This window comes from Streptomyces sp. NPDC060002 (genome assembly GCF_042737245.1).
Lineage (GTDB): Bacteria > Actinomycetota > Actinomycetes > Streptomycetales > Streptomycetaceae > Streptomyces.
The window spans coordinates 12,819-37,931 of record NZ_JBHWUW010000072.1; the positions used below are offsets into that span (position 1 = coordinate 12,819).

Below are 25,113 nucleotides of genomic sequence, written 5' to 3' on the forward strand. Positions count from 1 at the left end.
ACGGTGACCGTACTGGATTCCGCCCCTCCCGGCGTCCTCGACGCCTACCGCACCTGCGAGTTCGTCACGCTCGGCCGGGACGGCACGCCGCTGGCCTGGCCCACGGCGGTGCGGCGCCGCGAGGACGGGACACTCCTGCTGACCACGTCCCTGGCATTCGCGCAGAAAGCCCTGAACATACGCCGGGACGGACGCGTCGCCCTGCTCTTCTCCGATCCCACGGGCAGCGGCCTCGACCACGCCCCGCAGATCTTCGTCGCCGGACGGGCCGACTGCCCCGACGACGTCATGACGGGGCCTCAGGGCGCGGAGGACTACTGGCGGATGCTCTTCGAGCGACAGCCGCACAGCCGCTCGTACGTGGCTGCGCCGATGCGGCGGCTGATGGACTGGTACTACCTGAGGCTGCTGATCACCGTGACTCCCGACCAAGTGATCGAACGGCCACCACTGCCGCCGCTTCCCCTGCCCGAGCCCCCCGGCCCGCGCGGGCGGACCCCCCTGCCGGGAGCCGACCGGCTGGCCCGCTTTCCGAGCGCGGTCCTGGCCGCCCGCGACCCCTTCGGGGCGCCCGTTCTCGCCCGGACCCGACCGGTTCCGACCGACGACGGGTTCGCGGTGGAAGTACCGACCGACTGCGCAGCCACGCCCGGCCCCGCGTCCCTGCTGGTGCACCGGCACGACGACCGCCTCAACCACATGGACAACGCACTCGTCCGCGGCGAGCTGCGGGCGAACGGCGACGGCTGGCTGCTGACACCCACCAAGGTGGTGGAGCCGATGGGTTCGGGACGCCCGACCGACGCGCTACGGCTCCTGCGCCGGACGAAGCGCACCACCGGCCGATATCTGGAACAGCGCGGCCTGCAACGGCCTCGGGTGCAGTGGGACGAGTTCAAGGCAATCGCGGCATCGGTACGGCAGCGGCGCAGCGCCTGACCACGGTAACCGCCAGGCGGTGGATGGGGGTCAGGCGCAGCGCGTCACCGCGAATGGCCCCCCAGGCCGCACGAGCACGAGGGCGGCATCCATGCCCAATCCCGCGCAATCCTGCTCGACTCGACTCGACTCGACTCGACTGGACTCGGCTCGGCTCGGCCCGTCGTCCGTCGGGCCGCCTCCGACGCCGTACTACCGCACTCACGAATCCATCGACTCCATCCTCGGAAGGGACGCCATGACGGCAGACCCCGGCGACCGTACGGCCGACGTCGCCGACGCCGCTCAGGACGAGCAGGCCTCACCACATTCCGGGACCGGCACAGAGCCCGGCGCTTCCGCTGAGCCCGGCGCTTCAGCCGAGACGCGAACCGCCGGGTCACGTTCGCCCCTGCCCAGGCGGAGCATGTTCTCCGGACGCGCCGGGATACCCCGGCGCAGTGCGATGACCGAGGCACGGATGGCCGCCGTGCGGGTCGTCGAGGTCGATCCGGTGGTGCGGTCCGATGCCACGTCGGAGCCGGCCCACGGTCCCGGGACCGCCCTCGGCTCTCGAGCCCGGCCCGAACCCGACCTCGCCGACCTCGTATCCGCGAACGATTTTCTCGGCGCTCACACTGCGGCCGCTTCGGACACCGACACCGACGCCGACACCGACGCTGACACCGGCACTCGGACCGCTTCGGGCCGCTCCAAGAAGGCTGTGCTGGCCGGAGCGGCCATCGTGGGCGTGATCCTGATCGCCGTGCCCCTTCTGATCAACGCCTCGAGCGACGACAGCGGCAGACGAGGCTCCGCCTCCGGCACCACCGCGGACAGCGCCCCCGGCGGCCAGAAAACCGGTGACGCCCCGGGTGCGTTCGGCTCGGCGTCCCCTTCGTCGGACTCCACGTCACACCTGACGAGCGTCGGCTCCACGGGGAAAAGCGGCGACAAGGGCGCCGGGGGAACGGACGGGGATTTCACAACGAAGGACGGTGACGGGGATTCGTCCTCGTCGCAGTCGGCGGACACGACGAAGTCGTCGACCACCGGAACGTCCTCGTCCGGCCGAGCAACGACCGGAACCGGCGGATCCACCGCCGTCTCCGGGGTGTCGATCCGGAGTCACGCCTCAGGCAAGTGCATCGACGTGAGCGGCGGAGAGTCCAAGGCCGGCGTGCCCCTGGACATCCTCGGCTGCGCGGCGGCCGCCCGGATGAGCTGGACCTTCGCGTCGGACGGCACCGTACGGGCGCTGGGCAGGTGCATGGACGTCGCCTCGGGGTCGACGGACAACGGCGCGCGGATCCAGCTCGCGGACTGCAACGGCGATCCCGCCCAGCAGTTCCGGCTCAACGACGCCCACGACCTCGTGAACCGACAGGCCGACAAGTGCGTGGACGTCACGGACGCCAGGACCGCCAATGGCACCGGGCTCCAGATATGGGACTGCACCGGGGCTGACAACCAGAAGTGGAGCAAGGGCTGAGCGCCGCAGGCCCACCGAGCCGTTTTCGACCGGCGGTGCCGACAGTCCGCGGTGGGCGTCACCCCACGACCCGACCGGGTCCCACTCCGTCACCCCGGGTCCCACTCCGTCACCCCGGGTCCCACTCCGTCACCCCGGGTCCCACTCCGTCACCCCGGGCCCCACTCCGCCACCCCGGGCCGTGAAAGCCGTCCCTGCCCGGCTCAGGGCACCAGCACAACCCTGCCGAACACCGCGCCCGCGTCCATTTCGCGGTGGGCAAGCACCGCCTGGTCCAGCGGCAGCGTCTCGTGCACGACCGTGCGCAGGTCCCCGTGCGCGGCATCGGCGAACTGGGACGACCGCACGGCCTGTCTGTCGGGGCCGGGCACGGTGTCGGAGCTGAAGGTGGCGAACGACAGGGACCTGCGGAAGGCGTTCATCAGGCGCATACCGAAGTCCGCCGGCGGCTGCCCACCGACCACGCCGACCGCCACATACCGCCCGTTGGAATGCAACTTGTCCAGGAACAGGGGAAGCTGAGGACCCCCCACGACATCGATCACCACGTCGAAGCCCGCCGGCGCGTCCGGGCCGCCCTCGCCGGAACGGTCGAGAACATGGGTCGCGCCCAGGCCCCGTAGGCGGGCGCCACGCTCCGCCGATGAGGCTGTGACCGCCACCGCTCCCGCGCCGCCGCCGGCCGCGAGCTGGACCGCCGAGATCCCGATGCTGCCCGCCGCACCCCGCACCAGCACCGTCTCGCCGGGCGTGAAACGGGCCCGGTCCAGGGCGAAGTGGGCGACCACGCCGGAGCTGCCGAGGGTCACCGCGTCGGCGCCGGTCAGGCCGTCGGGCAGCGGAAGGACATCGTCGACCGAGGCGACGGCCTGCTCGGCATACCCACCTGACAGGCCGGTGAACGCCCACACTCGCCGCCCGATCCACGAGGCGTCCACGCCCTCTCCCACCGCGGTGACGCTTCCCGCGACCTCGCTGCCGAGGAGATGGCCCTGGCGGAAGCCGTAGGCGGCGAGCGTTCCCCGGCGGATCACGGCGTCCACGCCCCCCACCCCGATCGCCTCCGTGGTGATCCGCACCTGACCCGGGGCTGGAACGGGCACGGGCAAGTCGACGACCTCCAGACCGTCGGGGTTTCCGAACGTCCTGATGACGACGGCTTTCATCTCTGCTCCTCGGGTCGGCGCATGGTCGGGTCACAGTCGCTGCGGCCATGGGCGTCGAGTCGGCCCCGAACGCCGAGGCGTCACCGGCCGAGTGCCGGGACGAAGGGGCAGCACCGCCATCGGACCGTAACGGACGACCCCGTCCGTTTGGCTAAAGTGAGAAACCATGACCGGCCAATTGCCTCAGACCGTGCGCTCCGACGCCCGCGACAACCGGGCCCGCATCCTGGACGCCGCCCGAGCGGTGTTCGGCGAGGAGGGCCTGAGCGCGCCCATGCGTGAGGTCGCCCGGCATGCGGGCGTCGGCCCCGCCACGCTGTACCGGCACTTCCCGACCAAGCAGGCACTGATCGCGGAGACCTTCGCCGAACAGCGGCGAGCCTGCCAGGCCGCCGTCCACGGCGCCCTCACGGACCCGGACCCGTGGCACGGATTCAGGAGCCTGGTCGAGCGGATCTGCGAACTCCACGCGCACAGCCGGGGATTCGCCGACGCCTTCATGACGGCCTTTCCCGAGGCCATGGACTTCGCCGCCGACCAGGAGCGGACTCTGCGCGCGGTCGCCGAACTGGCCCGCCGTGCCCAGGAGACCGGCCGGCTCCGCCCCGGCTTCGTCGTCGACGACCTGATTCTCATGCTCATGGCCCATCGAGGCCTCCACAACACGCCTCGTGCCGCCCGGGTCACGGCCTCCCGCCGCTTCGCCGCCTACGTGATCGAGGCGTTCCGCGCCGCACCGGAGACGGCAGCGCCGACGCCACTGCCGCCGGCTCCACGCCTACAGCTCACGCACTCGCGCAGCACGCCGTAGATCCGTCATCACGTGGCCGGTCTCCGTGCAGTCGAGAGTCGGCCGGGCGGCCCTGACGTGGGAGGATCGATCACCGCCCGGGACCAGTCGGGACCGGTCGGGACCGGTCGGGACCGGTCGGGATCAGTCCAGCTTGTCCTTCGACGGCAGCTTCTCGTAAGGGTGCCGCGTGCGGGCAGCGCGCGCGGCTTGCCCCTTCATTCCTCATACGCCTCGGCGGATGTCATGCGCCGGCTGAGGCGGGCTGCTCCTCGCTCTGCACGGCTGTGGCGGACGGGGACGCGTCGGCGGCGGTGTAGAAGACGGATGAGCCTTGCTTGGAGCGCTGCGCCTGGGTTTTGGCGACGAGGCCTTCGAGAGTGGTGCGCACCACGGTGGTCTTGATGGTGCGTTCGGGGTGGGCCTGGCCGAGAGTGGTGGCGATCTCCGCTGCCGAACGGGGTTCGCTCTGCTCGGTGAGGTGGCGGCGAACCAGGTCGACGAGCGTTGTCTGCGCCGTCTGCGCCGTCTGCGCGGGTTGGGCCTTGTCCGCGGGCTTCGGGTCGGACGTCTTCCCTGCCGGGCGGGCGGGCTTGGAGGCGGCGGCCTTCTTCGTCTGTGCCTGCTTGCTCGTGCCGGACGTAGCGGCCTTCTTGCGCGGGGCAGGCACCGGGACGCTGTCGGACGGCCGGGTCGTCGTGTCGGGCGTCGGCGCTGAGTCGATGGCCTGCTGGATGCTGACGAGCACGGTGTGATTCCGCTGAAGGGAAGCCAACTGCTCCTGCAGGGCAGCGATCTCCGCGCCGACGCGTTCCTGCTCCTTGGCGTTGCGTTCCAGGTCGGCAGTCACCTGAGCGGTGTACTGCGAGGTGAGTTCGGTGGCGGAAGTGTTGTCGGACATGAAACGCACGACCTTTCCCTCGGTGTGAGGCGGCAGTTGACGGACCTGCCGTGCCCGCCCTCTGGGCGGGATGTTGCCTTGCCGGGCACGCAGCGACGGGTGCCCGTGCAGAGCTCTGATGGAGAGATAGTACGGACAAGCGGAGCGGATGGTTCTCCTCGAGCGCGCCACTGAATGTATCCCGGTACCGCAAGCTCCTGCGGGCAGACCCCTTCGAGTTACTCACCCCTCCGGAGCTCGGAGCTCCGAGCTCGGGGGCGCCGCCGTGCGCTGGCGCAGAGACTGCTGTCGGCCAGCGTGACGATCTCCGGAGCCGGACATGCCCAGACCAACTCCCGAACCGACCCCAAGTAGACGCAGCTTCCCAAGCTGAGGTTCGGACATCTGAGCTCGGACGTCAACGCTGAAGGAGCGAGACTTCAGCAGGCCAGGGAAGTGGGTGAGATCGCACTTCGGAAGGCAATCGAGGAGAGCGGCTTGGAAGTGGAACATGGCCGACGCGCGGTTCGTCGGGCGCTCATGGCGGCAGCCGCACCACAGATGTCGGACCGACCTGGGACTACGACTACGCCGGACTCGACACGAGTGTCCAACTGAGTGACAACGGCGCCGCCTCCCGGCGCGGTCCTCAGCTGGAAGCTGTGGCGACCTGCGCGCCGACGGAGAAGCGCTGCTGACACTCCGGGCAGGTCGCCTCACCGAAGGCATGGGTCAGGGCACGTGAGACTTCCTCATGGCCGTCGGCCAGGGCAAGGTCGAAAAGGCGTCGGCCGAGACCGTTCGACCGCTAACTGCTCGCCGACGGTCTGTGGACGTGACCCGTTCCGTCGCTGGTCGTCCTCGATGTCCCACCGCTCGACCAGCGCGTTCAGCGCCGCGTCTCGTACCTGGTCAGGACCACGCCGCCGGGAAACGTCCGTGTCTCCACCAGGTTCAGGTTCGCCCAGCTGTCCAGCGCGGTGAAGAACGGTGTGCCGCTACCCACCAGGACCGGATGGGTGACGATCGTGTACTCGTCGATCAGCCCGGCCCGCATCGCGGCCCCGGCGAGCGCTGCGCCACCGACCCTCATCGGCCCACCGTCCTCGGCCTTGAGCCGAGTGATCTCCGCGACCGCGTCGCCGGTGACCAGGCGAGTGTTCCAGTCGACCTTGTCGACCGTCGAGGAGAACACCACCTTCGGCGTGTCCCGCCAGTTCCGCGCGAACTCGATCTGCGCTGGGGTGGCGCCCGGCTGCTGGTCGCCGGTCGGCCAGTAGGCGCTCATGGTCTCCCACAGCTTGCGCCCATACAGCAACAGGCTGATCGCCCGCTCCTGGTCGAGCCACCACTGGAACAGCTCGTCGCTCGGCCCGCTCCAGCTGAGGTCGTCGCCGGGCGCGGCGATATAGCCGTCCAGGGACAGGTTCATGCCGTAGAGCAGTCTCCGCATAGCGCCAGCCTTCCGTCAGTCGGTCTCGGAAGTCCAGACGGGCCTTGACCCCGAATCCTGGACACGGGTTTTGCGGCTGGTGTGAGCGTAGTTGGTGGGTGGTGGAGGGCGTTCGCGAGGGCGATCGGTGACCACGGGTGCCTTGTGGGCGGAGAGGTTGTCGCAGATCACGTGGACCGCCAGGCCGGGCTCGGCCTGGCGGTCGATCTCGTCAAGGAAGTCGAGGAAGTCCACGGCCCGGTGCTGCGCGGACAGCTTCGTGATCACTTTGCCCGTCGCGGTGTCCAGGGCGGCGCACGCGACGTGGGCAAGCGCCGCCCGACGTTCATGGGCGGCGCTTGCCGATGTCGGGTTACTCGACCTTGGCCCAGTCGAGCGTGCGCTCCACCGCCTTCTTCCAGCCCGCGTAGCCTTCCGTGCGCTGGTCGTCGGACCACTGGGGCTCCCAGCGCTTGGACTCCTGCCAGTGGGTGCGCAGTTCGTCGGTGTCGCGCCAGAAGCCGGTGGCCAGACCCGCCGCATAGGCGGCGCCGAGCGCGGTGGTCTCGGCGACGACCGGGCGGCTGACCGGTACGCCGAGGACGTCGGCCTGGATCTGCATGCACAGGTCGTTGGCCGTGACGCCGCCGTCGACCTTGAGCACGTCGAGGTGGACTCCGGAGTCCTGCTCCATGGCCTCGACCACGTCGCGGCTCTGGTAGCAGATGGACTCCAGGGTCGCCCGGGCCAGGTGGCCGTTGTCGTTGTAGCGGGCCAGGCCGACGATCGCGCCGCGGGCGTCGGAACGCCAGTACGGAGCGAACAGGCCCGAGAAGGCGGGCACGAAGTACATCCCGCCGTTGTCCTCGACGGTGCGCGCCAGCGTCTCGCTCTCCGCCGCATCGTTGATGATCTTCATCTGGTCGCGCAGCCACTGCACCGCCGACCCGGTGACGGCGATGGAGCCCTCCAGGGCGTAGACCGCCGGGCTGTCGCCGAACTGGTACGCCACGGTGGTGAGCAGACCGTGCTGCGAACGGACCAGCTCCGTACCGGTGTTGAGGACCAGGAAGTTGCCCGTGCCGTAGGTGTTCTTGGCCTCGCCCGGCGCGTAGCAGACCTGTCCCACCGTGGCAGCCTGCTGGTCGCCGAGCACCCCGCAGATGGGGATGGCGGCGCGCAGCGGCCGGGAGGTGCGGGTCACGCCGAACGCCTCGCGGTGGGAGGACGGATTGATGGTGGGCAGCATCTGCCGGGGGATGTCGAAGAAGCCCAGCAGCTCGTCGTCCCAGTCGAGGGTCTCCAGGTCCATCAGCATGGTGCGGCTGGCGTTGGTCACGTCGGTGGCGTGGATACCGCCGTCGGGGCCGCCGGTCAGGTTCCACAGAACCCAGGCGTCCGTGTTGCCGAAGACGGCGTGACCCTGTTCCGCCGCCGCGCGGACACCGTCGACGTTCTCCAGAATCCACTGGATCTTGCCGCCGGAGAAGTAGGTCGCCGGCGGCAGCCCCGCCTTGCGGCGGATCACGTCGCCCTGGCCCGAGCGTTCCAGGGCCGCCGCGATGGAGTCGGTGCGGGTGTCCTGCCAGACGATGGCGTTGTAGTAGGGGCGCCCGTTGCGCGGGTCCCACACCACGGTGGTCTCCCGCTGGTTGGTGATGCCGATCGCGGCGAGATCCTCGGGGGAGAGGTTGCCGTGCCGCAGCGCGTTCTGCATCACCGAGTTGGTGCGCTCCCAGATCTCCACCGGGTCGTGCTCGACCCACCCCGAGCGCGGAAGGATCTGGGCGTGCTCCAGCTGGTGCTTCGCCACTTCGTTGCCGGAGTGGTCGAAGATCATGAATCGGGTGCTGGTGGTGCCTTGGTCCACCGCGCCCACGAAGTCAGCCATGGGTTGCCGCCTCTGCTGTGGGTGTCATTCCTCGGGGGCCGGAATTCGGCCGGGAGGCTCGGGCTCCGCCGTCGGCAGGAACCGACCGACGAAGGCCTTGTAGAGGCCGGCGCCGAGCAGGCCGCCGATCAGGGGACCGACGATCGGCACCCAGAAGTAGAGGTTCCCGTACTGATCTCGCCATGCGGTGCCGTAGCCCGTGAAGAAGCTGGCCAGTCTGGGCCCGAAGTCACGTGCCGGGTTGATCGCGTACCCCGCGTTGGTGCCCCACGCCATGCCGATGGCCACGACGATCAGACCGACGATGAACGGGGCCAGGTTGGCGCCCGGCGGTGTGTTCAGCAGGTCCGTGACGGCCATGATCAGCAGGAGCAGGATGGCGGTGCCGATGATCTGGTCACGGAACGCGCCCCACTCGTGGACCGGCAGGTTCGGATTGCCGTTGGCGGGGAGCGTGGAGAACACGCCCTGCGTCTTGATGGTGTGTCCTGGGTCGGCCTTCGCCAGTGCTTCGGTGTAGTTCCACCGCACGATGAGGGCCGCCACGAAGGCGCCCGCGGTCTGGGCCAGCGCGTAGGGCGCCACCTTGCTCCACGGGAAGCCCTTGAACGTGGCCAGGGCGACCGTCACCGCCGGATTGAGATGGGCGCCGCTCAGTCGCGCTGCGACGTAGACACCCAGAGTGACGCCAAGGCCCCAGGCCCAGGCGATGCTGTCGTGGTTTCCGAGTCCTCCGGGCGGCGTCGTGAGCGCTCCACCGGCGACCACCTGGGCCACCACGCCACAGCCGAAGAGGATGAGAATCATGGTGCCGGCGAACTCGGCCGACATCTCACCGACCAATCCCAGCCTTTTGAATCGCTCAGCCATGGAAGCCCGCTTCCCGCCGGCACGAAGCCGGCACGTCGACTGCTCGAGCTCTCCCGTACAACAGCATAGGGCGATCATGGACTATGCGCACAAATGAGACATTGGGCCAGGTGGAGCCCGTGCCGCCGGGGTGCCCGGCGGCCGGGTCCGATCCATGACGAAGCCCGACCCGGTACGACCCGGTACGACCGAGCACGACCGAGTGCGACCGAGCGCGATGAGGCGGCCTGAGGCCGTCGTCGGCCTGGTCGGAGCAGGGGGGCGAGCCGGTCATCCGGCCCACCGACAGGCTGCGCACCAGGTGCACCAGGTGCACCAGGCGCACCATGTGCCCCATCCCCTTCAGTGCCGCTCGCGGCGGCCCCACGGGTGACGGCACGGTTTCGACAGCGTCCGAACCGATGTCGATCGCCTTCGGACCCGAGGTGATCTCTTGAGGGGCGAATATCGGCAAGATGTGACGAAAGGTCTCCAAGCCCGACCATCCGGCTTGTCGGCGGCGGCTCCAGCCTAGCGTTGACCGAGTGCTCAAAGCCTTCCTGGTCAACGTCCTTCCGGTGGTCATCGCGGTGGTCGCCGTCGCCGTGTCCACCTGGCTCGGCATGCGGCAGACCCGCATCAGCCGACAGGCGAACAACATCCAGGCCATGATCGATCTGCTCGCCGAGTTCCGGTCGGCCTCATTCCATGACCAGCACGATTACGTGTGCGCACGACTCCGGCAGGAGCACGCCCCGGACGGAGGGGTGCGCGGCCTCCCGCACGACGCCAAGGAGGCCTTCTGCAACGTCGTGTACTACTACCAGTCCCTCGCCAACCTGACCGTCTTCAGGATCGTCGACGAGGAGGTGTTCCTGCCCCTCCTGAGGTACCGGATCGTCAGCGTCTGGCAGGCGGCCCGGCCCTACGTGGAACGGGAGCGCGAACTACGCGGCAGGGACGGCTCCTACCTGACGGCGTTCGAGGAGCTCGCCGGCCGGACGGCCGGACTGCCGCACACGTACCTCCGCGACCGCATCGTGGACAGCCGGTCCGGCCGGTGGACGTGGGCGCGGCGCTGGGGCCGCTCGCGCCGGACCGCCTGAGCGCGGGTGGGCGCCCACCGGGCTGCGGGGGTGATCGGTCAGCGTGGCGGCCGCTTGCGTACCGACGGGCGCCCTCGCGGAGGCGTCTTCCGGCCGCGGCGCTCCCGCCGACGGCGCTGTGAGCGGGCGGGCTGGATGTCGCCCTGGGTGGTGAGGGCGACGGAGTCCTGGTCGGCGAGGTGCCCGGCGGGATGGCCGGGAGGTGTCCCGCCGCCGTGGACTCGGGGGCGCCCCCTCAGGCACGGTGGACGACGGAGGTGATCCGGTTTCCGGCCTCGTCTGCGAGCGGTCAAGAGGCGGTCCTGGTGACGACCTCCGCCAACTCGCCGGCCGACTCGGAGGTCAGACGGTAGAAGCCTTGAAGGCTGACTGACCGCTCGAGACGGCCCTCCACCACGTACTTCAGGTTGCGCGTGTGGCCTCGGCGATTGCGCCAGGCGAGCATCCGTAGAAGATCACCGGAGAGCGGCGTGTCGAAGCGTATGGGCGTCGCGTCCACGTGCACCGCCGCGGCCCCGCAACCGCCGGCGCCCAGCATCGACCAGTCGCCGTGCCCGGGAAACGACGGATCCCGCCACGTCGCGGGAGCAGCGCCACAGCAGTCCCGTCGCTCCCTGTCGATCACCCGCATCCGGCTCACCACGAACACCTCGCACCGGTTGACGTGCAACGCGTACACCTCGTCTCCGGCACGAGCACCCGACCAGGCGGGCAGCGAAGAATGGACGCCGCTGAAGGCGACCGGCGGCCGCTCGCCCACGCGCCCTGCCTTGCGCAGAGCACGGCACGTGTCATGGGTCCACAGGACGGTGAAGGCATCAGGCATGCCGTGATCCTACGAACGAGGACTGACAGCGCTCCTCAGCCGCCGACCGACCTCGCCCACGGACACACCACGCACCTTGCTGGTCATGGCCAGCTGAGGGGAGGAAGCCTCAGTGTCCCCAGGGGGGGTAACCCCCAGCACCGCCCTGAGGACAGCGCATCGCAGGTCGGGGGGAGAGCCGGATGGGCCGATCCCTTCATCGCTGGTGGGATGGTCGTCGGCCACCGGCTCCGGGGGCGAAACACCGGGGCCACAGCCTGAGCGCTGAACACGCAGGCACCCGAACAGGACGGGGATCATCATGCATGTGTCAGGAAGGCGTCGGCGGGACCTGCTTGTCCTGAGCAGCCTGGGCGCGGTTCTCTTCGCCACGTCGACCGGGACGGCGGCGGCGGAGCCGCCGCCGGCCGATCCGCTCCAGCAGCAGGTGGATGCGGTCCACGACAGCGGGGCCGTTGGTGTGTCCGCTGAGGTGACGTCACCGGCCACACGTGACATCGCGCGCGCGGGGACGGCCGAGAGGGGCACCAGGAGGCCGATGCCACTGAACGGCAGATTTCGGATCGGCAGCGCCACCAAGACCTTCACCGCCACGGTCGTGCTGCAACTCGTCGGCGAGGGGCGAATGTCCCTGGAGGACACCGTCGAGCAGTGGCTTCCGGGAGTAGTGGTCCAGGGCAGCGGCAACGACGGCAGCCGGATCACCGTGCGGCAGTTGCTGCAGCACACCAGCGGTATCCGTGACGACGGGCTGGAGATACCCGCGTTGAAAAGCGCGGACGGCTATCGAGCCGAGCGGTTCCGCACCTACACCCCCGAGGAGTTGGTGGGGCTGGTGATGCGGCACCATCCCGTACCCTCCCCGAGCGCCGACTGGTCGTACTCCAACACCAACTACATTCTCGCCGCGATGATCACCCAAAAGGTCACCGGCCGGAGTTGGGCACAGGAGGTGAACGACCGGATCATCCGCCCGCTGGGCCTGAGGGACACCAGTACGCCCGGCACCTTCCCGTTCATCCTGGGCCCGCACGCCGAGGGCTACGCGTTCGGCACCGGCACCAGCACCGGCATCGACGTCACGGTGCTCAATTCGAGTATGGCGGTCGGCTCCGGATCGGTCATCAGCACCGCGCACGACCTGAACCGGTTCTACGCCGCGCTGCTCGGCGGCCGTCTGCTGGCTCCGGCGCAACTCGACGAGATGACGACCACCGTGAACGCGCCCGCGCTGGGCGTGAGGTATGGACTCGGTCTTGCCGAGATCCCGTTGTCCTGTGGCGGCAGCTACTTCGGTCACCGGGGCGAACTGCTCGGCTATATCACCTGGGGCGGCGCCACCCGAGACGGGACCCGGACCGCCGTGGTGTACGTCAGCAGCGACGGCGGTCAGGACACCGATCAGGCCATGAGCACACTTGTGGACCAGGAACTGTGCCGGACCCGTTCCTAGTACCAGGGCCTGTTACGGAAGTGAGTTGGGTGTAGCTCCTTTGGAGGGCTAGCCGAGCTGGGACGTCGGTGCCTGGCGCCTCACCCACCCGTGCCCGATGCGGCTGCCCCTCGTTGGAGCGCCGCGGGTAGACATGCTGGCCAGGCCGAAGATCGGCCGAGCGGTCTTCGGTGATCAGCGGCGGGACAACCGGAACCGCCGGAAGGATCACACCTCGCATGTGAACTCTCGGTGCCGGTGAGGTCGAACCCTGAGAGGAACTACACCCAAAGGCGCTCGGCTCCGAGAATGCCGCTAGTGCGTCAGGATCCTGCGAACGTGTCGGCGCCGAGCACGGTCAGCAGGGCAAGCTTGTCGTAGCTCTCCGTGCCAGGTGTGGCGGTGAAGATGAGCAGGGACTGCCCTTGGTCGGGGTCGAGCAGTGTCTGGCAGTACAGGTCGATGCGTCCGACCTCGGGGTGGACGAAGCGTTTGGCGTTGCTCCACCGCAGTCCCACTTCGTGGCGGTTCCACAGCTCAGCGAATTCCTCGTTGTGTTGCAGGCCGGCCACGAGCGAGGCGGCCGGCGACCCGGGCCCCTGCGCGGTGGCACTGGCGCGCAGGATGGCGACGTAGACGCGGCTGTGCAGGTGGTGGTCGTCGGGCAGGTACCGATGGCGGGCGGTGGGGTCGGTGAACCACCGGTAGAGGGTGCTGCGCGCCGGGCCGGTGTGACGCGTCTCGTCGCCGAGCAGCGCCACGGCGGGCGGCGTCTGTTGCAGCGTTTCACCGACCGTGCCCACGATCTGCGCGGGTGTGTCCTGAAGCCGGTCCATGACGCGCAGCAGGCCGGGACTGACGTGCGCTTCGCGTAGTCGCCGTGTCTGGAGGCGGTACCCGCACAGCAGGAACAGGTGGTCACGTTCGTCGGGGGTCAGGCGCAGTCCCCGGGCGATGGCCGCCGCCATCTGCTGCGACGGCTGGGAACCACTACCGCGTTCCAGCCGGGCCAGATAGTCGGCCGACATGTCGCACAGCTCGGCGACCTCCTCCCGGCGCAGCCCGGTCGTACGCCGTCGTGCGCCGCGGCGCAACCCGACGTCCTCAGGTTGCAGGGACTCCCGGCGGCCGCGCAGGAAATCGGCCAGACCCTCGCCATCCAATGCCGTGTCCACCATCGGGCTCCCCGCTTCGCATGTCGTATACCTCCGCCTCATTGTCCGGCAGGTCGACACGGGTAGCCACGCCCTGCGATTCAGTGGTTGGGCAGGTCCTTCATCCGCCGGCACGGGCCCCGTTCACTGGACGGCGTCAGGAATCAGGTAAAAGAGCCTCTGAAGGATTTCACTATGGCCAAATGGACCGCGGACCGGCTGCCGAGCATGGCCGGCGTGACGGTGGTGATCACCGGTGCCGGCGGGGGGATCGGGCTGGTGACCGCTCGCGAACTCGCACGGGTCGGCGCCCACGTGGTGCTGGCCGTGCGCAACGTCGACAAGGCGCGCCAGGCAGTGACCGGTATGCATGGAGATTTCGATGTCCGGCGACTCGATGTCGCCGACCTGGACTCAGTACGTGCGTTTGCGACGTCGTATACCGGCGACATCGATGTTCTGATCAACAACGCCGGGGTGATGGACATCCCGGCGGCGCGGACCGCGCAGGGCCTGGACGTACAGACCGCGACGAACTATTTCGGGCCGTTCGTGCTCACCAACCTGCTGCTTCCCCGGCTGACCGACCGCGTGGTGACGGTCTCCAGCCAACTGCACCGATTCGGCAGGCTGGACCTCGACGACCTCGATTGGCGCACCCGCAGGTACAACGGGCTGGCCGTCTACGAGTCGTCCAAGCTCGCCGTTGTGCTGTTCTCGCTGGAATTGCAGCGCCGTTTGACCGCCTCGGGCAGCCGTGTCCGCTCGGTCATCGCTCACCCTGGCGTCGCGCGGACCGGACTGGTCACGCACTCGCCGCTGGGATTCGTCAACCGGCTCCCGTTCCTGGTCCAGGACGTCGAACACGGAGCGCTGCCACTCATGTACGCAGCCACGCAGGACGTCCCCGGCAACGCCTACGTCGGTCCGGACGGGTTGTTCAGTTTCACGGGCTACCCACTGATCCGCAAGCCCAGCCGGGCCGGCCTGGACCCGGCCGTCGCCAAGAGGCTCTGGCAGGCAACCGCCACTCTCACCGGAACTGGCCTCTGAAAAAACCAGGCACGTTTCCCCGGTGCGACTCCGGGTGTAGTTCCTCTCAAGGTTCGGCCTCACCGGCACCGAGCCGCGAGTTCACATGCGAGGTGTGATCCTCCTCCAAAGGAGCTGCACCCAAGTGAGTTTGCTGCTGACTGCCGAACTCGGACAGGCGCCCTCGGGTGCCCGTCCGGGAGGTGTCAGAGTTGGCGGAAGTAGACCGGGAGTGGCGGGGCTGTGCACCCGAGCGCCTCGTAGAGCGCTCGGGCCGGTGCGTGGAACTGGTCTCCTCCGGTGCCGATCTCGACGACCTCGGCACCGAGAGCCCGCATCTGTTCGAATGCGTGCCCGGCCTGGGTATCATCCTCGGCGCCGAGTTCCTGGCCGCCACCGGCGGCGGTGCCGTGGCGGGAGCGCAGCAGGACGCGGCCGTCTGCGTAGCGGGCGATCTGGGCGCGGTAGCCGTCCCACTTCGGCTCCGCGGCCCAGCCTGGCGGCAGGGCGGGGTCGGCGGTCGGGGCGGTCGGTATGGGCTGGGGGAGGTGCCACGTCACCGGAGATCTCTTCCACCGGACGGCCGTGGCGTTCGGGTGTACTCCGGGACGGTCCGGCATGTGACGCCGGGCGTGCTGACCGGTCAGGCGCGGGTGCGGGTGAATCGGGCGGTCGGCCCCCAGCCTTCCAGGACGGGTGCCATGCACCACTGGCAGAGGGGGTGAGGTTGCGAGGCGCTTGGTGGTCTCTCGTCGCCTGAATGTCGATGAGAAGTGACGGCACTGTCTGCGGGGATGCAGGCTTGTGGTCCTGAAAGAAGTACGCGCGTGTCAATGAGACGGAAGCGCCCGACGCCCGAGCCATGCAAGAGGGCCGAGGTCTGCCAGTTCTGCGAGGCACCCACGACCTGGAGCGAACTCCGGGGCAACCCGCCTGGTCGCGGGCCGCCCGCCGGTGGCACTATCTGTGGGATGCCCCCTTCCATTCAGGTCGGCCCTTACACCGTTATCGCGCTGGCCGACGGCGCGGGCCCCTTCTTCTCCCCCAGGTCGGAGGCGTTCCCCGATGCCACCACCGAGCAGTGGGCGGCGGCCGACCAGCTCGATCCCGGCGCGCTCGACACCGACGGGCGCTGGCAACTCCAGTTCCGCGCGTTCGCGATCCGCAGCGATCAGGGTGTGACTCTGGTCGATGCGGGCATCGGCCCGGCCGACAGCCCGGCGGCCTCCTGGGCGCCCGTGCCCGGGGCGCTCCCGGCTTCGCTGGCCGCCGCGGGCATCGAACCATCCGACGTAGACACCGTGGTGCTCACGCACCTCCACACCGACCACGTGGGCTGGGCCGTCGTCGGCGGCGAGCAGGCGCGGCCGTTCTTCTCGAACGCCGAATACGTGTTGCAGCAGGCCGAACTTGACGCGATCGAAGAGGTCAACCCGCAGCTGCGGTCCACTGTGATCGACCCGCTCCGCAGGACCAATCAGCTACGGCTGCTCGACGGCGACACCGCGCTGCGCAGCGGCGAGCGCGTGTTCGCCACGCCCGGTCACACACCCGGCCACCAGAGCGTGCTCGTCGCGTCCGGCCGCGAACTGGTCGCCGTCACCGGTGACCTGCTCGTGCACGCGATCCAGCTGCTCCACCCCGAAGTCGCCTACGCCCACGAGATGGACCCTGAGCAGGCAAGGGTCTCAAGGCAACAGGTGCTCCACGGCCCGGCCGCCGGCGCCTTCTACCTCGCGACCCCGCACCTGACCGAGCCGTTCATCGCCCGCTGACCCACCCGGCGGGCCGGTCATTCCGCGAGCACGCGCAGCCGCTCGGCCGTCTAGTGCCGCATCGTGGTGGCAGCTGCTTGCGGGCTCCAGCCAGGACGAGTCCAACGAGTCCAACGCCTTCCGGACCGTCCGCCAAGTCACTCCGTGCTGGCGCTCAAGCTTCCGCATCGACAAGCCGTGATGGTCACGCCGGATCGCCGTTTACAGCTTGACCTCCGACATCTGCCGCATGACCAGTACCTTCCACCAAGAGCATCCGATGCTGCCCTGGCAAGAGCCGCCATGCCTCCCAAACTCATCAACACCACCCGACCGTGGTCTTGGGCACCTCCCCAACCCAAAGGGCAGGACAGCGCGCTGGAGCGGCAGCAGTGAACCGGCGGTCCGAGCACCTGACGGCGCGTGAGGAGGAGATCCTGCGCGCGATCCGCCACTCCATCCAGGACCGCGGCGAAGCACTGTCCGTGCGGCAGCTGGGGCGGGAGATCGGGCCGCGAAGCCCGGCGTCGGTGGCCTATCATCTGGCCAACCTCGAGGAGCGCGGGGCATTGATCCGCGAGGGCCGCAGCTGGCAGACATGCCGCCTGACCGGCTAGAGGGACAGCGCGGCTGCGGTGCGCGTTGTGAGGTGGCAGCGATGGCCCAACCAGCGGCGGGTCGGACGATCGTGGTCAAGATCCGGGAGTGTGCGTTCTCCCGCGGGCGCCCGGCGAGGGCGTGTCGTACGTGCGACCAGGGTCAGCCGAAGAGCTGACGCTGGATCGGCACCCGTGAGATCACTACGCCCGCAGTCCCGCCGGGCGGCGTGCTGTGCACAGGTTGGCGACGTGCTTGAACACGGCCGGGGCCTATCGGCCCGCAGAGCCTCTCGCTATGGCTAGCCGAGGGCCAGCGGGGCGAGCGCGCCGCGGTCCGGGGCCGGTTGTCGGTGACGGCTGGAACGCTGGACGGGGTTGATGCAGTTCCTGCGCACGGCGCTTCCAGTTGAAGGCAGCAGCGCGGCTGTCCACCGCCCCTGCGGAGGGTGGGGCGGGAGCGGAGTGGGCGGATTATGGTGACCACTCCCGGTCTTTGATGACGCAGGGCACTGGGGCGCTCCTGGGCAAGCTCACCTCCAGCCCCGCCTCGGCGCCGTACGCCGCGCCGGTGAGCGGAGCCTGCCAGGACCGACAGCCGAACTGGACACGCAGCCGGGTCGCGTGCAGCAGTTTCTCAGCCTGGTCAGTGCGTCAGTGTGATGGCCGTTGCAGTGCCGAGCGTGCCGTCTGTGGGGATCGTGCGCACGGTGGTGCCGCGGTCGCCGATGAGGTGGGACAGCGTGGTGGGATCCGGTTGCAGGCGGCCGTGTTCGAAGAGGATCAGGGTCACTTGGTCTTCCGAAGACGGGGTCATCCGGCGGTACTGGGCGTAGGTGACCGCGTTGCAGCCGGAGTACCAGCCCGTCTCTGGTTCGTATCCGGTCACCAGCAGGCAGGGCTCGTTCGACGCGAGCCGCTGGGCGACCGGGACGGTGGATCGGCCGAGGCGGTCGGGGCCGGGCATCGCTGAGTGGGCCACCGCCTGGGTCGTCCCGGCGATGGTCACGCCGGCCAGCCCGGCGACGGCGGCAAGCAGGCCCCTGTTCCTGTTCCGGCGCCCGGTCAATTGCGCCAGGGCCTCGACCCCGAGGACGGTGAGCAGGATGACCGGGAGGTAGACGAACCGCGGTTCGCCGTCCGTGGCCAGACCGAGCACGACGAAGACTGCGACGGACGCCGATCCCAGGAAGACGTGGCGCGCGGCCAGCCCAGAGCCGCAGTCTTTGCCGCGCAGGGCGCGTACCGCGAGGAGCAGCCCGCCGGTCATCACCACCGCTCCCAGGTCTCCGGCCAGGCGGTAGGGGAAGATCGCGACGTAGTAGACAAGGCCGTCACCCACGTATGCGCGGTTGGCCTGGGAACCGGCCCACAGGATCAGGCCCAGCGGGGATCCGGTGACCTGCGTGGCCTGAACGAAGTGCGGCAGCAGGCCGAGGCCGAAGATGGCCAGTGCCGCGGCGAGGCGGCGGCCCTGGGCGAGCCAGGCGCGCGGACCGTAGGCGAACAGCGCGGCCAGGGATATCGCCAGGAGGTTTCCCACACTTCCGTAGCGCAGGTAGAAGGCGCCCACCGCCACGATGGCCGCGAGGGGCAGGGCGCGGGAGTGCCGCATTTCCTGGGCGCGGGTGAGCAGGAAGACGACCATCAGCAGCAGGCCGGTGGTGCCGATGTCGTTCAGGAACTCCGGTAGCCGGCGCAGGAATCCGAGCCCGGAGAGCAGGAGGAGGACGACCACGACAGCGCGGCGGGGCGTGGTCCAGCGGGCCGCGACCACATAAGTCGTGGTGAGCGTGAAGAGCGTGAGCAGCAGGGCCACCACGCGCAGGCTGCCCACGTCGTCGTGGACGCGGAGTGCCAGCCGCCCCAGCGCCGGGAGGCCGACGGGGCGATAAGGGCCCCAGCCGGCGTCCGGGGCGCCGTCGGCCCAGGAACGGGCCTTGTTGGCGTACACGGCCTCCTCGTGTCCCAGATACGGCTCGTGATGCTGGAGTGCGTCCCAGATTCCGGCCGCCAGCGCCAGCACGGCCACGAGGTACGCCGCGCCCGGTATCCGACGCAGGATACGTATCGCCACAACCAGCGGCCGAGGAAGGTCCGCCCGCCACCACAGGGGGCGCGCGAGCCACCACGCGGGGGCCGCGCCCAGCAGGAACGGCCAGGGCTGCCAGCTGCCGGGCAGCAGACCGCCCAGCCCCAGGAACAGCAGCAGCTGCTGGGCCACCGCGGCGAAGGTCAGTACTGCGGCGGCGGGCCAGTACGAGTACGTCACCAACATCGGATTCGCCGCCTAAATCACCGAATTCTGACGGTCAATTTGTGGCTACAGATGTCCGGTGCTCTAGCGGTAGGGACAATGGGTATGGATCGATTAACGGGTGCACAAAAAAGATACCGACAAAGGGCCCTGACCTCGGGTTGCACCCGAGGTCAGGAACTCGGCGCGAGTGCCATTTTTGACGTACTTTACCTTCGGGGTCGCGGAGTGAAGGGGAGTCCTATGTGCGGCCTGTCCAGATCTGGAATCTGATTCCGTATCCAATCTCGGTTTGGGCCCTGCCCAACCACGCTGTAATTCCCGCCAGTGCCACAGGCGGCTGCCTTCAAGACACCTGCCTGGATGTATTTACCGCCAGCCACCACGATAAGCGGACTGCCACTGTCGCCCGGGCACGGGCTGCCGCCCAGACGTCCAGCGGTAACCGGGATCATTGGGATGCCCAGGCTGTCGTTCATCGTCGGCTTGATAACGGCGTATGCCCACTGCAGCCGGTTGGGGAAGTTGCCAGCCGTATCAGAACCCCACCCCACCTCGTAGCCCGCGCCGTGGGATCCATCCCACGCCCAGCTCTCTGCTGGGCTGCCCAGGGGAAGCGTCTGTTGGTACACGGGCAGGTCGAGCTTGAGGAGTGCCACATCGTTGTGCCCCCCTGTGTAGCCGGGGTTCGTACGGACCTCGACTACACCTCTGTCCACCCCACCGGTTCCCCGATCACTGTTGCCCACGCGAACATCAAGAGTCTTCGGCGGGGTGCCCGTCGCGCAATGCGCGGCCGTGAGCACCCATAGCGGATGGATGAGAGTGCCGGTGCAGACCCCCCCGGTGGGTGTGTAATGGATCTCGGCAATAAAGGGGAATGCCTGATAAGCGTCAAAACCCGTATCGATCGCTTTACTACTGGTTGGGTTGAGACCCAGGGCGCACGCGGCGAGCGCCATCGTGAGAAGCATTCTGCTGATGCGGCGAGGGAGAGGCACAGTCTTCACCCAATTTCGGCTGAGGCAGGCGTCTTGGGGATGCCGTTCGTCACCCGAGATATTCGTCTGGCTGCTGGGGAAGCTGATACGCATCCCGCGACGCTCTCCAACCAAGACATAGCGAGCCGGCACGCTGCCCAAAGGGCGCGGTGTCGATGCTGTTCCCGCTTTACCGGGACCCATCTCTCTATTCAGAGTCTCCCTGACCCCGCAGATCGTCAAACGCACCAACGGAAAGGACATCCTTCGTGATGCTCTCAGATGCGGTCTCTCGACGCCGCCACGGAGAGGGTGCGCTGGACGGTCGGAACACCCCCACGTCGGCGGGGAGGACACCGGGGGTGTACTCGCCTCGTTCAATCGCAGCCGGCACACCCTCGCGTCGGCGGGGACGACGCCTACGGCAACGACGTCGTGGTCGCGTACGGCGAAACACCCCAGCGGGCAGCCACTCTACGCATGGTGATCTGCGCACCGCCGGCAGGAACCTTGCCGCACGATCGAGCACGGGGACATCCATGAACGGGTGCTGCCGCTTATGAAGAACGTCAATCGAGCACCTCAGCGCGCCACTCTTTCATTTCTGATCTAGGGCCTGTGTGACTTCGTGATCAATGAGCTATTTCAGCGTTGCCGCTCCAGGGTGAGGACGGCAGCGGCGATTGACGACATTCGATTCGGGCTACAGCGTGCGTGGTGGAAGATCCGCCAGGACTTCAGGCGGGCCACGCCCCCGTTCGACCGGTGCCCGTACTGCCGAGAGCGCGTGGTTGACGGTGTGCTGGGTTGGCGACAGGTCGCGACCGGGTGGGCGTCTGACTGGTGTGGTGACCCACGGTCCGGCGCCGATGTAGGCGCGGTCGGCAAGGATCGGGACGCCTTGGCGTTCGCAGAACCGGATGATCCGGTGGGTGTGGGCCGCGGTCAGGTCATGGGTCCGGCCCGGCAGGGCGGCTGAGATCCACAGCAGGCGTCCGGTCGGATCGGTGACCACCTGGACGTTCACGCCGTGGCGGCGGTGCTTGGCGGAGTAGTCGGCCCGGCCGTCGCCTAGGCGGTCGCATGCGGCGAGGGTGCCGTCGAGCAGGACGAAGTCCGGGTCGGTTTCACGCAGGACTTTGAGCAGGCCAGGTGCCGGCACCGCGAGCAGGTCGACCACGGTGAGGGTGTAGGCGTGGGCGGTGCCCACCGAGATGCCGAAGCCGGCGGCGATCTGCGCGAGGGTGTCGTGCTTGCGCAGGTACACCAAGGCGACCAGCGCGCGCTGGTGTGGTGGGAGCCTGCAGCGGCGGTCACCCTCACGGGTGACGATGAGCATGGTGACCCACTCAACCAGCGCGTGCGGCAGGTCGAGTGCGGCAGGATGGGGTACCAACGAGGCTCCTGTGCCGATGGGTTGAGACTTCGAACGCCTCCCCCAACGGCACAGGAGCCTCGTGCGTTGCGGGTTCCTCCGCCGTGAGGCAAACGGCTTGTCACACGCCCTGACGCGGCGGCACTTCTGCCACCGACTGCGGAGGGTGTGTGACAGGCTCGACAGCTCATTGGATCAGGTCGGTGTGCGGATGCTCGGGAGAGGTCGGGCAGACGTAGATCTGCATGTTGTCGGCGCTGCCGACTTCGACCTTGGTCGGCTGCGAGGGGTCCTGGCCACAGCAATGACCGGCGGTGTTGGCGGCGTAGGCGGCGGCCTGTTCTTCGTAAGGTGCCCAGCTGTGTCCCTCACCGCCGTCCCATTCGCCCGAGGCGATGGTCAGCAGCGGGACCATCTGCACATCACAGACAGTGCAGTATCGGGGGTTGGGGTCGGTGCGGCCCCATGGAGGCCGGCCGCAGACCTTCCATCCGGGCGCGTCTGCCAGATGGATGTCGTAGAAGTCCCGCAAAAAGTCCGCGTAGGAGCTGTCCACGTCGGCGCCGGCTGCCTGCCATCTGCTCCAGTCCTCCACCATCAGCAGCATCTGCGGGCTCAGATCGAGGCCGTCGGGGTACTCGGTGATCGCTTCCGGTGCCAGCATGCACGGTTCCAATACATAGCCCTCATAGTTCACCTCGTACGGCTCGGGCGGTGTGGCGAGGATGTCGACGACCTCCGCGGCGGACCGCCAGAACGGTGCGGTCGACGGCTTCCAATACGGAACGTGGTCGTAGGGGCACCACAGAACCTGGAGCAGATCGGCCTGTCCGGGCGGCCGCAGCAGGGGTATGTCGCGTAGACACGTCGACGGGCTCCGGGAGGAGCTCGGTGGGGTCGCGGAGACCCAGCCCGTCGGGATCGGAGGGCTGCGGACCGAGGAGACGGCGGCCGAACGCGCTGCCGAGTTCCGGCCGTCCGGGGTGCTGTGGCAGGACGGGGCCGATCGGCCTTTACTGGAAGGTGAGGATCACCAGAAGAGGCGACCGAATCGTTTCGCCCGACGCCGGATGCTTCGCCAAGGCAGGAGGTCGTGTCATGGACCCGCCTCTGCGAGAGCGCGACCTACCGCAACTCGTGGTCGACCGCCCGGACCGGCTGCGCGGCCGGATCTTCGTCCTCGACGACCAGCCGATGCTGGTCGGGCGGGACTCCGACTGCCAGATCCAGGTGGGCGATCCGGGCGTCAGCCGACGGCACGCGGTGGTGTGGCGGGCCTCGGGCCGGACCACCATCGAGGATCTAGCCTCCACCAACGGCACCATGCTGAACGGTCACCCGGTGCTCGGGCAGCAGGTGCTGCACTCGGGCGACGTGCTGGATTTTGGGCCCTTAGAGGTGCATTACGAAGAGCTGCGCCCCGCCGACCGGACCGTTCAGGCCCCGAAGCCCGGAGCCGGCGGCACCCCGGCTGGTACCTCGGACACCATGCCGGGCTGGGGCCCCGCCTATGAGCCCGGGCCCACGCCTCACGGCGCTCCCGCCGCAGGGCCGCCACCCTCCGGCCCGCCGGGCCGCCCGCCACCCTCCGGCCCGCCCGGCCGCCCGGCACCGCGCGAGGCCGGCCGTACGCCGCCCGGCGGCGAGCGGCGGTTCGACATCGGGGAGCAGCAGGCCGACCGGCTGAGCAACGTCGCCGGGGACCAGTACAACTACGTTCAGCAGACGCAGCGCGAGAGCTTTTTCAAGGAGATCGCCGCGACCCGTACCAGGGCGCGACACCTGATCATGCTCGGCTTCCTGCTCTTTCTGGTCGGGGGCGGGATCTACGGCTGGGTGATCATTCGATTCATTGCCAGGACCGACGATATTTCGTCGGGGAGTTCGAACTTCGACTCCTCCCCGGAGCTGCTCGGACCGAAGGTGGCCGGCGTGCCGGTAGGGGCGGTCGGGTTCGCGATGGCGGCTATCGGGACGGTTCTGACGGTCATCGGGATCGTTCTGCACATCGTGACGGCGTCCCGGCGCCGCCGCTTCGAGGATGCCGAGCGGCGGACGTCCTGGCGGCAGCGGTGAGGAGATGGGGAGCCATGGCCTTCAACATCGGCAACCAGCAGGGTGGCGTGGTCAACAACGTCGCCGGGAACCAGACCGTTCACGGTGGCCAGTCGGCCTGCTTCACGGCGGGCGGACAGGAGGTGCGCGGCCTGGTCCGGGAACTGAGGGCGTCGATCGAGCGGACGGCGCTGCCGCCAGCAATCGAGCCCGAGGTTCGGGCCGAGATGGACTCGTTGGACGAGGAGGTCGCCCGGTCGGAGCCGGACCGGGAGGCAGTGGCGGGCCGGCTCGGCCGGATCACCCGGCTGCTGTCCTCGGCGGGTGCGCTGGCCGCGGCCAGCACCGGGCTGATCGGGCCGCTCGGAGCGCTCGCGGGCTGGCTCGGCGCACTCGGCCAGCCGATCTTGCGGGCGATCGCAGGCTGATGGGAGGAGGCGGACGGAGAGGGCCTTGACCCAAGGCCGGGTAGTCAGCGTTTTCGTAGGTCACGCAAGTGGCGCTGGAGACCATGGTGTTGCGGTGTAGAGGCCGGGGCCGAGTTTGTGGATGAGGCCGCTGGTGGCTCACCGATTCAGTCGTCTGTACATGGTCGCCAGGGTATGGTCCGGGCCCGGTCCGTTCGCCCGGCAGTGCTGGCCCTGCCGGGCGATGCCCTGCTCGCCGTCCAGGCCGCACTCGTTCGCGGCCGCGGCCGTGAGTTCGGCCAGGGCGGTCCGCGCATTCGGGTGGCCGAGGCGGCCTGCGCCGCCTTCCCGCCCGGCATGTCGGGCGATTGGCCTGTGCGGGGCGAGCTGAACTGACGTCACATCACCCACAGGTATCTGGCCGTCCCCCGGTGACACACCTGCGGCGCACCAGCCACGCACTGAACTGGTCGCGCTGGCGCAGGCACCACCAGGCCATCGCCAGACGCTGCCACTACCACCGTCGCATCCGAGGTCACGAACTTCCACAACCTGACGTGACGTCAGCCGAGTACGCTCAGAAACACGGCTCTGACCAGCAGTGATAGCGAACTGCGACCGGAGTACTAGGCACTGTCTGACAAAGGATCTTGGGTGGGTTCGCGGAGCCAGAGGATGAGTGCGGCCAGGTGGACTCCGGCCTTGTAGCGGGTGGCGAGTT

Annotated in this window: 22 protein-coding genes and 1 pseudogene; 10 read left to right on the plus strand and 13 right to left on the minus strand. The window is 68.9% G+C overall.

Translation table 11 applies throughout. The features are described from left to right. Positions 1-3 precede the first annotated feature (3 nt). Positions 4-939, plus strand: coding sequence for a pyridoxamine 5'-phosphate oxidase family protein (locus ACFWBD_RS37170; protein ID WP_385677159.1), 936 nt, complete (start codon positions 4-6; stop codon positions 937-939). Between the two features lie 445 nt (positions 940-1,384). Next, on the plus strand, positions 1,385-2,410 hold the full coding sequence (locus ACFWBD_RS37175; protein WP_385677162.1) for a ricin-type beta-trefoil lectin domain protein: 1,026 nt from the start codon (positions 1,385-1,387) through the stop codon (positions 2,408-2,410). 203 nt (positions 2,411-2,613) lie between these two features. Here the strand turns inward: ACFWBD_RS37175 and ACFWBD_RS37180 are convergent, their stop codons facing one another. Next, complete coding sequence (locus ACFWBD_RS37180; protein ID WP_385677165.1) at positions 2,614-3,576, minus strand: zinc-binding dehydrogenase; 963 nt, start codon at positions 3,574-3,576, stop codon at positions 2,614-2,616. Positions 3,577-3,742: 166 nt separating this feature from the next. Here ACFWBD_RS37180 and ACFWBD_RS37185 point away from each other — a divergent pair, with 166 nt between their 5' ends. Continuing rightward, positions 3,743-4,387, plus strand: a complete 645-nt coding sequence (locus tag ACFWBD_RS37185) for a TetR/AcrR family transcriptional regulator (RefSeq protein WP_385677168.1) — start codon at positions 3,743-3,745, stop codon at positions 4,385-4,387. A gap of 223 nt (positions 4,388-4,610) precedes the next feature. On the opposite strand, the gene ACFWBD_RS37190 is transcribed toward ACFWBD_RS37185, so the two are convergent. From ACFWBD_RS37190 to ACFWBD_RS37210, 5 genes are all read right to left on the minus strand, one after another. Then, complete coding sequence (locus ACFWBD_RS37190) at positions 4,611-5,267, minus strand: hypothetical protein (RefSeq protein WP_385677171.1); 657 nt, start codon at positions 5,265-5,267, stop codon at positions 4,611-4,613. Between the two features lie 868 nt (positions 5,268-6,135). Continuing rightward, positions 6,136-6,699, minus strand: a complete 564-nt coding sequence (locus ACFWBD_RS37195; RefSeq protein ID WP_385677173.1) for a dihydrofolate reductase family protein — start codon at positions 6,697-6,699, stop codon at positions 6,136-6,138. Between the two features lie 15 nt (positions 6,700-6,714). Continuing rightward, positions 6,715-6,933, minus strand: coding sequence for a hypothetical protein (locus ACFWBD_RS37200; protein WP_385677176.1), 219 nt, complete (start codon positions 6,931-6,933; stop codon positions 6,715-6,717). A gap of 118 nt (positions 6,934-7,051) precedes the next feature. Beyond that, a complete protein-coding gene (glpK, locus tag ACFWBD_RS37205) occupies positions 7,052-8,569 on the minus strand; it encodes a glycerol kinase GlpK (protein ID WP_385677179.1) in 1,518 nt (505 codons plus the stop codon). A gap of 24 nt (positions 8,570-8,593) precedes the next feature. Beyond that, positions 8,594-9,439, minus strand: coding sequence for an MIP/aquaporin family protein (locus ACFWBD_RS37210; RefSeq protein WP_385677182.1), 846 nt, complete (start codon positions 9,437-9,439; stop codon positions 8,594-8,596). A gap of 524 nt (positions 9,440-9,963) precedes the next feature. On the opposite strand from ACFWBD_RS37210, the gene ACFWBD_RS37215 reads away from it, so the two are divergent. Next, positions 9,964-10,524: a hypothetical protein gene (locus tag ACFWBD_RS37215; RefSeq protein ID WP_385677185.1), complete on the plus strand. Its 561-nt coding sequence runs from the start codon at positions 9,964-9,966 to the stop codon at positions 10,522-10,524. A 289-nt stretch (positions 10,525-10,813) separates the two neighbouring features. Here the strand turns inward: ACFWBD_RS37215 and ACFWBD_RS37220 are convergent, their stop codons facing one another. Then, entirely contained in the window at positions 10,814-11,350 is a 537-nt protein-coding gene (locus tag ACFWBD_RS37220; protein WP_385677187.1) for a hypothetical protein, read from the minus strand. A gap of 301 nt (positions 11,351-11,651) precedes the next feature. On the opposite strand from ACFWBD_RS37220, the gene ACFWBD_RS37225 reads away from it, so the two are divergent. Further along, positions 11,652-12,803, plus strand: a complete 1,152-nt coding sequence (locus ACFWBD_RS37225; RefSeq protein ID WP_385677190.1) for a serine hydrolase domain-containing protein — start codon at positions 11,652-11,654, stop codon at positions 12,801-12,803. 302 nt (positions 12,804-13,105) lie between these two features. Here ACFWBD_RS37225 and ACFWBD_RS37230 read toward each other — a convergent pair whose 3' ends face one another. Then, on the minus strand, positions 13,106-13,960 hold the full coding sequence (locus tag ACFWBD_RS37230; RefSeq protein ID WP_385677193.1) for a helix-turn-helix transcriptional regulator: 855 nt from the start codon (positions 13,958-13,960) through the stop codon (positions 13,106-13,108). 171 nt (positions 13,961-14,131) lie between these two features. Here ACFWBD_RS37230 and ACFWBD_RS37235 point away from each other — a divergent pair, with 171 nt between their 5' ends. After that, entirely contained in the window at positions 14,132-14,989 is an 858-nt protein-coding gene (locus ACFWBD_RS37235) for an SDR family NAD(P)-dependent oxidoreductase (RefSeq protein WP_385677196.1), read from the plus strand. 185 nt (positions 14,990-15,174) lie between these two features. Here the strand turns inward: ACFWBD_RS37235 and ACFWBD_RS37240 are convergent, their stop codons facing one another. Next, complete coding sequence (locus ACFWBD_RS37240; RefSeq protein ID WP_385677227.1) at positions 15,175-15,528, minus strand: hypothetical protein; 354 nt, start codon at positions 15,526-15,528, stop codon at positions 15,175-15,177. Positions 15,529-15,939: 411 nt separating this feature from the next. On the opposite strand from ACFWBD_RS37240, the gene ACFWBD_RS37245 reads away from it, so the two are divergent. Together ACFWBD_RS37245 and ACFWBD_RS37250 are read left to right on the plus strand one after the other, a co-directional pair. Beyond that, the gene (locus ACFWBD_RS37245; RefSeq protein ID WP_385677199.1) at positions 15,940-16,743 is read left to right on the plus strand and encodes an MBL fold metallo-hydrolase; all 804 of its coding nucleotides are present in this window, start codon (positions 15,940-15,942) and stop codon (positions 16,741-16,743) included. Between the two features lie 371 nt (positions 16,744-17,114). Next, entirely contained in the window at positions 17,115-17,339 is a 225-nt protein-coding gene (locus ACFWBD_RS37250; RefSeq protein WP_385677202.1) for a hypothetical protein, read from the plus strand. Between the two features lie 625 nt (positions 17,340-17,964). Here ACFWBD_RS37250 and ACFWBD_RS37255 read toward each other — a convergent pair. The 4 genes and pseudogenes from ACFWBD_RS37255 to ACFWBD_RS37270 all read right to left on the minus strand — a co-directional run bounded on the left by ACFWBD_RS37255 (position 17,965) and on the right by ACFWBD_RS37270 (position 22,594). Continuing rightward, entirely contained in the window at positions 17,965-19,596 is a 1,632-nt protein-coding gene (locus ACFWBD_RS37255) for a glycosyltransferase family 39 protein (protein WP_385677206.1), read from the minus strand. 188 nt (positions 19,597-19,784) lie between these two features. After that, positions 19,785-20,819 (minus strand): S1 family peptidase, encoded by a 1,035-nt coding sequence (locus tag ACFWBD_RS37260; protein ID WP_385677209.1) that lies wholly within the window; start codon positions 20,817-20,819, stop codon positions 19,785-19,787. A gap of 381 nt (positions 20,820-21,200) precedes the next feature. Continuing rightward, positions 21,201-21,951 (minus strand): annotated as a pseudogene (locus ACFWBD_RS37265) (transposase family protein). A gap of 166 nt (positions 21,952-22,117) precedes the next feature. Beyond that, entirely contained in the window at positions 22,118-22,594 is a 477-nt protein-coding gene (locus tag ACFWBD_RS37270) for a hypothetical protein (RefSeq protein WP_385677212.1), read from the minus strand. Between the two features lie 434 nt (positions 22,595-23,028). Between ACFWBD_RS37270 and ACFWBD_RS37275 the strand changes: the two genes are divergently transcribed. Continuing rightward, positions 23,029-24,006: an FHA domain-containing protein gene (locus tag ACFWBD_RS37275; RefSeq protein WP_385677215.1), complete on the plus strand. Its 978-nt coding sequence runs from the start codon at positions 23,029-23,031 to the stop codon at positions 24,004-24,006. A gap of 14 nt (positions 24,007-24,020) precedes the next feature. Further along, positions 24,021-24,413 carry a hypothetical protein gene (locus ACFWBD_RS37280; protein WP_385677218.1) on the plus strand — a complete coding sequence of 131 codons (393 nt, stop codon included), beginning with the start codon at positions 24,021-24,023 and terminating at the stop codon, positions 24,411-24,413. The last annotated feature ends 700 nt before the right edge of the window (positions 24,414-25,113 follow it).

Coding starts and splice junctions, on each gene's coding strand:
- ACFWBD_RS37175 (WP_385677162.1), top strand. CDS start 1,385: ATGACCGAGGCACGGATGGCCGCCGTGCGGGTCGTCGAGGTCGATCCG.
- ACFWBD_RS37180 (WP_385677165.1), bottom strand. CDS start 3,576: ATGAAAGCCGTCGTCATCAGGACGTTCGGAAACCCCGACGGTCTGGAG.
- ACFWBD_RS37185 (WP_385677168.1), top strand. CDS start 3,743: ATGACCGGCCAATTGCCTCAGACCGTGCGCTCCGACGCCCGCGACAAC.
- ACFWBD_RS37190 (WP_385677171.1), bottom strand. CDS start 5,267: ATGTCCGACAACACTTCCGCCACCGAACTCACCTCGCAGTACACCGCT.
- ACFWBD_RS37195 (WP_385677173.1), bottom strand. CDS start 6,699: ATGCGGAGACTGCTCTACGGCATGAACCTGTCCCTGGACGGCTATATC.
- glpK (WP_385677179.1), bottom strand. CDS start 8,569: ATGGCTGACTTCGTGGGCGCGGTGGACCAAGGCACCACCAGCACCCGA.
- ACFWBD_RS37210 (WP_385677182.1), bottom strand. CDS start 9,439: ATGGCTGAGCGATTCAAAAGGCTGGGATTGGTCGGTGAGATGTCGGCC.
- ACFWBD_RS37220 (WP_385677187.1), bottom strand. CDS start 11,350: ATGCCTGATGCCTTCACCGTCCTGTGGACCCATGACACGTGCCGTGCT.
- ACFWBD_RS37225 (WP_385677190.1), top strand. CDS start 11,652: ATGCATGTGTCAGGAAGGCGTCGGCGGGACCTGCTTGTCCTGAGCAGC.
- ACFWBD_RS37230 (WP_385677193.1), bottom strand. CDS start 13,960: ATGGTGGACACGGCATTGGATGGCGAGGGTCTGGCCGATTTCCTGCGC.
- ACFWBD_RS37235 (WP_385677196.1), top strand. CDS start 14,132: ATGGCCAAATGGACCGCGGACCGGCTGCCGAGCATGGCCGGCGTGACG.
- ACFWBD_RS37245 (WP_385677199.1), top strand. CDS start 15,940: ATGCCCCCTTCCATTCAGGTCGGCCCTTACACCGTTATCGCGCTGGCC.
- ACFWBD_RS37255 (WP_385677206.1), bottom strand. CDS start 19,596: ATGTTGGTGACGTACTCGTACTGGCCCGCCGCCGCAGTACTGACCTTC.
- ACFWBD_RS37260 (WP_385677209.1), bottom strand. CDS start 20,819: ATGTCCTTTCCGTTGGTGCGTTTGACGATCTGCGGGGTCAGGGAGACT.
- ACFWBD_RS37270 (WP_385677212.1), bottom strand. CDS start 22,594: ATGCTGGCACCGGAAGCGATCACCGAGTACCCCGACGGCCTCGATCTG.
- ACFWBD_RS37275 (WP_385677215.1), top strand. CDS start 23,029: ATGGACCCGCCTCTGCGAGAGCGCGACCTACCGCAACTCGTGGTCGAC.
- ACFWBD_RS37280 (WP_385677218.1), top strand. CDS start 24,021: ATGGCCTTCAACATCGGCAACCAGCAGGGTGGCGTGGTCAACAACGTC.